The sequence below is a fragment of the Bacillus sp. JJ1521 genome (assembly GCF_036965165.1).
GTDB lineage: Bacteria > Bacillota > Bacilli > Bacillales > Bacillaceae_L > Ferdinandcohnia.
On sequence record NZ_JBALOX010000215.1, the window covers coordinates 1 to 6,176 of the forward strand.

The 6,176-nt window shown below is 36.5% G+C and carries 7 protein-coding genes and 1 pseudogene; all 8 read right to left on the bottom strand.

Annotation, left to right across the window (positions count from 1 at the left end; all coding sequences use genetic code 11):
* Nucleotides 1-33: 33 nt before the first annotated feature.
* Nucleotides 34-628: pseudogene (locus V7147_RS22465) on the bottom strand (DUF1405 domain-containing protein).
* Nucleotides 629-749: 121 nt separating this feature from the next.
* Nucleotides 750-1,517 (bottom strand): menaquinol-cytochrome c reductase cytochrome b/c subunit, encoded by a 768-nt coding sequence (locus tag V7147_RS22470; protein ID WP_335370030.1) that lies wholly within the window; start codon nucleotides 1,515-1,517, stop codon nucleotides 750-752.
* A gap of 78 nt (nucleotides 1,518-1,595) precedes the next feature.
* Nucleotides 1,596-2,270, bottom strand: coding sequence for a menaquinol-cytochrome c reductase cytochrome b subunit (gene qcrB / locus V7147_RS22475; protein ID WP_335370031.1), 675 nt, complete (start codon nucleotides 2,268-2,270; stop codon nucleotides 1,596-1,598).
* A gap of 3 nt (nucleotides 2,271-2,273) precedes the next feature.
* Entirely contained in the window at nucleotides 2,274-2,789 is a 516-nt protein-coding gene (locus tag V7147_RS22480; RefSeq protein ID WP_335370032.1) for a ubiquinol-cytochrome c reductase iron-sulfur subunit, read from the bottom strand.
* A gap of 223 nt (nucleotides 2,790-3,012) precedes the next feature.
* Nucleotides 3,013-3,471, bottom strand: coding sequence for a YpiF family protein (locus V7147_RS22485; RefSeq protein WP_335370033.1), 459 nt, complete (start codon nucleotides 3,469-3,471; stop codon nucleotides 3,013-3,015).
* Nucleotides 3,472-3,623: 152 nt separating this feature from the next.
* Nucleotides 3,624-4,160: a ReoY family proteolytic degradation factor gene (locus tag V7147_RS22490; protein WP_335370034.1), complete on the bottom strand. Its 537-nt coding sequence runs from the start codon at nucleotides 4,158-4,160 to the stop codon at nucleotides 3,624-3,626.
* A 103-nt stretch (nucleotides 4,161-4,263) separates the two neighbouring features.
* Nucleotides 4,264-5,517 (bottom strand): tetratricopeptide repeat protein, encoded by a 1,254-nt coding sequence (locus V7147_RS22495; RefSeq protein WP_335370035.1) that lies wholly within the window; start codon nucleotides 5,515-5,517, stop codon nucleotides 4,264-4,266.
* Between the two features lie 20 nt (nucleotides 5,518-5,537).
* Nucleotides 5,538-6,176: hypothetical protein (locus V7147_RS22500; protein ID WP_335370036.1), on the bottom strand; the 639-nt coding region annotated here is incomplete at its 5' end.

The following is a 6,176-nucleotide window of genomic DNA, read 5'->3' on the forward strand; positions in this document are numbered from 1 at the left end:
AAAATCGGGCGCAAATACCCAAAGCGTATTTGATTAAGAAAGCTCTAATTGATAACGGTTTTTTCTTATACAAAGAATATATGTAATGAAGATAGAGACCATACTTAACCAAAACGTAAAGTAACCGATTTGCGGAATATATTGATCCAACACACTATAACTTGGCATCATAAAGAAAACATAATCAATTACATCATTATGTAAGGTCCATACTGCTGCAATCACCAAATGAATCGGCTTAATGCGATAATACGGAGCATACAATAATCCTTGAATCGCCATACCAAGATGAGAAAAAATAAGCATATAACCATAAATATCAAGTCCATCAACAAAATAGGTAAGAATATTCATAACTACCGCCCAAATCCCGTATTTAAAAAGGGTAACGATTGCCAACGCTTCAATAAGTGGCCAATTTTTTCTCAACAGAAATGCGATTAACACAAAGCAAAAAAACAAGCTTGCCGTTGGACTATCTATCTGGAACAAAAATTAAAAATTTTGGTGGTGTAATGTTCAATTGACCTTCATACCAAATATAACCGTAAATTGTACCAGGAATGTTAATGAGTAAAAGAATCCAGAGCACCCAGCGTTGCCCCATTAAATATGTTATCCACTTCATCTATGTACCAACTTTCGTTTATTCTTACCTCAAGATTCTCTTAAAAACGGTTACCTTGTCAAGGAAAATTAAAATTAATCTAATAAAAAAAGCTGACCCTGAAAGTCAGCTTTTTGTTTGTTTATTTAGAAGTTACACTTGAAATGAATTCAGCGAGCTTCTGTAATTCTTCATCAGTTCCTTCAAACATACCCGGAGGCATTCCACCTTGACCATTTACTGCGATGTCTGCAATTTCTTCAGGTGCTAGTCCGTTATCAACTAACGCCTTACCTGCAGGTCCACCTTCGAGGTCTCCACCATGACAACCGATACAACCTTTTTCTTGATATAATAAGTATCCATCAGATTCCTTATCAATTTCTGCCTCTGCTACAATTTTTGCAGATTCAGCTCTTGCTTCCCAGTCTACTTGGGAAGAAGATTCCCATGTTAAGTAAAACGTAGCAGCAATAGCTAAAAGCATAAGACCAGTTGCAATTGGACGCTTAGATGGTCGACGTTCTGGACCACGATCTAGGAATGGAGCAAGTAAAAGCGCTCCGAATGCAAGTCCTGGAATTACAAGTGCACCAATTACTGTATATGGACCTGATGCATATGAATACTTAAGCAATTGATATAAGAATAAGAAATACCAGTCTGGTAATGGAATATATCCTGACGCAGTAGGGTCAGCGATTTTTTCCAATGGTGATGGGTGTGCCGCTGTTAAACATAAAAAGGCAACCAAGAATACAGAACCAACTAACCATTCTTTTAATAAAAAGTTAGGCCAGAACGCTTCTGTTTTTCCGGGATATTCGGAGTAATCCTTTGGAATATGCTTTTTATTACTTACAGGAATACGGGAGTCCCCAACAAATTTCATTCCTTTTCCGCGATGCATTATCGGTCCCCTCCTTTATAAGAGAATTTTCATTCAAAAGAGTTTTTTACATGTTTATTATCAAGGTAAAGTTAGATCCTACAATGGACCTGAAATACCTTGTTTACGAATCATGATAAAGTGGGCAGCTAATAATCCGAATAATGCTGCTGGTAAGAAGAATACATGAATCGCAAAGAATCGTGTTAATGTTTGAGCACCAACAATTTCAGTATGACCTGCAATTAAAGTCTTTAAGTATGGCCCTAAAATTGGTGTTGCGTTAACAATATCGAGTGTAACCTTTGTTGCGAATAACGCTTTCATATCCCAAGGTAATAGATAACCTGTTAAACCAAGAGCTAACATTACAAAGAAAATTAGTACTCCAACAATCCAGTTAAGCTCACGTGGTTTTTTATATGCTCCTTGGAAAAATACACGGAGAGTATGTAAGAACATCATAACGATTACTAGACTGGCTCCCCAGTGATGCATTCCGCGAACAATTTGTCCAAACGCTACTTCATTTTGTAAATAATAGACAGAATTCCATGCGTTGATGATATCTGGTACGTAGTACATTGTTAAGAACATACCAGAAAGAACTTGGATGACTACGATAAAAAATGTTAGTCCTCCAAAGCAGTAAACAAACGCACTAAAGTGATGCGCAGGGTTTACGTGCTCAGGAACCTCGTGGTCTGCAATATCTGCCCATAGAGGAGTAATATCAAGTCGTTCATCAACCCAATCAAATATCTTATTTAACATTGATTACTTTCCTCCTACAGGATTTGGCTTTGTTTTACCTAAATATAAATAACCATCTTTTACTTGACTGTCATAAAGATCTAATGGGCCCATCGGTGGTGTACCAGGAACGTTTTTACCATCCTTTTCATATAAACCGTAGTGACAAGGACAGAAGAATCGATCCGGGTTAGCTGGATCTTCAGCCCAAGACACTGCACATCCAAGGTGTTTACAAACTGGTGAAAGCGCAACGATGTCGCCCTTATCATTTTTATAAACCCATGCTGAATATGCGACGTCTGATTCGTACCAAGCATCAGTTTGATTTACTTTAAAATCAAATTTTTGTGGATCATTTGTAATCTTATCTACACCTACTACTTGTACCATGTCATGTTCAGCTTCAGGCTGAAGTAATGGGTCAATTGCAAAGCGGACCATAGGCATTAACATCCCTGCTGCCATGAAACCACCTACACCTGTTAGAGTATAGTTTAGAAATTGACGTCTTGAAACCCGTTGTTTATTCTCGCTCATTTTTTTCCCCCCTCTATGCTAAGCTAAGTCCACTCCGGACATAATTGTACACATTAAAAACTAGGACATTCTCATGATATATCAATATTTGGTACAGGTCAATAATAGGTTTTGCTGAAACAATGGCAACTATGTGACTTTCTTAGGAAAAGATAGGAATTTTTTAATATTATTTTCACATAACGATAAAAACCAAAAAATACTTGCTATATTTGCGCTGATATTACTTTTGCCAAATGTTCGTAAATAATGTAACAAGTTGTTTCATTTGATCCTGTAGCATTGTTTGCTTGTATTTTTCTTCTACATATTCAAGCGGTAAGGTTGGTAGCCAAATAAGGGAACCATTTAAATCAGCTTCTACTTGCTTCCAGCTAGTATCGGATGTGATAAAAATAGTATGCTTCATACCACCATCATTTAAATCGCTTGTCCATTGGTTTAAACGACTTTTTGCCATTTCTAACTCTTCACCATTCGAATAGGTAAAGGCAGGAAATAGTATGATTCTTCCTTTAAATTGTCGTTCCACTTCATTAGAAAGGATGGAAATGAACTCTCCCATTGAAACTATATTTTTCAAATTTCCTTCAAGCGAAACCGGAATTAATGGAATAACAGCTGTATCAACATATTCCTTTGCTTGTAAATAGACATCCATATCCTTCGTTACCCATTTCATTATGTATGCTTCCTTTCCCTTATGCTTTACTTAAATCAAATGCATGTTCTTTTTAACATTTAAAGCCAAACTCCCAAACTACCATACCATATTTAGGTAAAATAAAAAAGACTGACACGTTGTCAGCCCCTACAAATGTGAACTTCTCTATTTTATAATTGTTTAAGTTGTTCAGTCAGCCTCTGAAACTCTGTTTCATCCTGTTTGTCAAGCGCCTCATCAATTCGCTTTAACAGATGCTCCTTTTGAAACATATGAATGGACTCTTCAAGAAATTTTTTTGCAATCTCTTTATCCTGTTCATTCACCTGAAGATGCTTTGGCATGTAAGGATTCTCTTCAAGCACAGCCACATAATTCGGAGAATGGAAGGAGGATCTGAAATTAAGTTGAATATAAATTTCTTCTTCCCTGTTGAGTCGAATATCATGAAACGACTTTTCAGCATCAGTTGTCATGACATTTTCCTTATAAAAACGGAATGGTACATCATCAACACAATGCGTCGACATTATGATACCTCGAGGGCAGTATTGAGCTTGCTCAACAAAGTGGACATTTTTCATGAGTTGGTCATGGCTCATTAAATAGTTTAGAATCCAAACACACTCTCTTCTCTTTAGCTGATAATTATTCAGAAACCAGCGAATGAAGTCTTTTTTCTCGTTGACAGATACAGGGGTAGTCATCGCACGCTTCCCTCCTCTGCTAGTATTAAGTACCAATAATGTTTTACTGATATACTTCAACATTTAGATCAAAATATCCTTCAAAAAACATGAAAACTTTAGCTTATTCCAGTTCAGAAATTAATTCTTCAATCTCGTACTTCATCGGGTCAAGCTTTAAGAGTTCCTTAAATACTTCAATTGCCTCTTGTCGTTTACCGTCTTCCATCAAGAAATATCCAAACTCTTCTAAAAACTCTGGAGTTTCTTTAAAAGAAGTATATGCTTGACGGTAATGGTTTAATGCATCCGAATATTGTTCTAATTTATTTTTTGAGAAGGCTAGATCCCACTCAAATTGTTCATCATACTCCCCATAGCTCATGACGGAATCTAGGCATTCCACGACATCCTCGAATCTTTCTTCACGCTGCAAAAACTTTGATAACTGAAGGGTAGCTTCCACATACCCTGGATCAATTGCCACAGCTGCACGAAGATATTTTTCGGTATTTTCCTTATCACCTAGCATCATAGATATTTTGCCGGCGTAGAAAGTAAGCTCTTTATTTAACGATTCCACTTCAAGCCCTTCTAATAAGACCCTTAAACTATCCGCGAAACTCGCTTCTTCTTCATATGCCTTTGCAAGATATAAATAAAGGGAACCATACTCCGGGTCAAGTTCCTTTAGTCGCTCTAGAACCTCAATTGCTTTCTTAAAATATTTTGCTTGATAAGCTGTTACCCCATAACCAAACAACGTATTACTGTCTTCTTGTTTTTTAATTGCTTCCTCATAATACGGAAGGGCTTCTTCAAATTTACCTGTTGTACTATAACTTTCCGCAATACGGGCGTTGACATTTACACCTGCAATTTCGTCATTCCTGCGTAAAACCTTCTCATAATAAGGAATACTTTTGTTATATTCGCCATGACTGGAATACAATTCAGCTAAAGCAAAATCAATAATCGTTTCATCATCTGATTTTTCCTTTGCCAACAGTAGCTTTTGTTCACTAACCTCATATAAACCCTGCATTTGGAATAAATCAGCTTGCAAAACTAAGGATTCTAAGTATACTGGGTCATCCTCAGCAATTTGTTCTAAAATCTCGATTGCTCTCTCTTCCAAATCAAGATCAATCAGGATTTCAGCTAAAAAAACAAATAATTCGCCTTCATCGGGGTATCGTGATATTAATTCTTCAACGATTTCTTTTGCATCTTCAACAAAGCCCCATTTAAAGTAATTTTCAGCGATTGTGTATTTCTCATCATCATTTGAGTATTCTCTAAGCTGTTTTAAGGCTTTAAGCCCTTCTTCAACCTTACCATCTTCTACTAACTGAATTGCACTCTCTAATTTATGCATGAATTTTTAACTCCTCGAATCTATCTCTCATTCACCAATATGTCATTATCATAGGTAGATACAAAATAGCCTGGTTTTTTTACTTTACATTCATTACCAAATCCGGAACGAAAGTATACCTGGGCGTCTACTTTTGTGAAATTACCCTTATGCATGGTGATAGTAGGTATAAGTTTATGATAATCGAGAGTTGGCTTTTCATCAACTGAATAGCTTATTGAATCATATTCATACAGATTGTAATCCAGTTCCCCACCGACACGAATATCGCCTTTATCAGGGTATATGCCAATCTTTTTTAACATATCAATTGAAAGTGGCTCACCCTCACTTGGGCAAACTGGGATTGTCGGGATTCGATTATCCTCGGTAATCTCTCTCCAAATCATTTCTTTTCGATTAGTATTAAAAATGCCTTTCTCTTTCATCTTCCACTCAGGGATGATTGGAATTTGATAGGAATGATAGGATTCCCTAATCCAACCCCATGGTACATTGTATAAATCATCGACTTTATTAATGGTAACAATGATCACCGGGATTTTTTTTCGTCTGCAGGCAACAAGGAAAGATGGCGTTAAGCTTTCAAGTGGAATTCGAATACCTAAATAATAGTCAATTGGACTATTTAATAAAAATTGCCTTGTGTTCTTGAGTGA

Excerpts from the sequence above, each read along its gene's own strand:
- V7147_RS22470 (WP_335370030.1), bottom strand. The coding sequence starts at position 1,517 with ATGCATCGCGGAAAAGGAATGAAATTTGTTGGGGACTCCCGTATTCCT.
- V7147_RS22480 (WP_335370032.1), bottom strand. The coding sequence starts at position 2,789 with ATGAGCGAGAATAAACAACGGGTTTCAAGACGTCAATTTCTAAACTAT.
- V7147_RS22495 (WP_335370035.1), bottom strand. The coding sequence starts at position 5,517 with ATGCATAAATTAGAGAGTGCAATTCAGTTAGTAGAAGATGGTAAGGTT.
- V7147_RS22490 (WP_335370034.1), bottom strand. The coding sequence starts at position 4,160 with ATGACTACCCCTGTATCTGTCAACGAGAAAAAAGACTTCATTCGCTGG.
- V7147_RS22485 (WP_335370033.1), bottom strand. The coding sequence starts at position 3,471 with ATGAAATGGGTAACGAAGGATATGGATGTCTATTTACAAGCAAAGGAA.
- qcrB (WP_335370031.1), bottom strand. The coding sequence starts at position 2,270 with ATGTTAAATAAGATATTTGATTGGGTTGATGAACGACTTGATATTACT.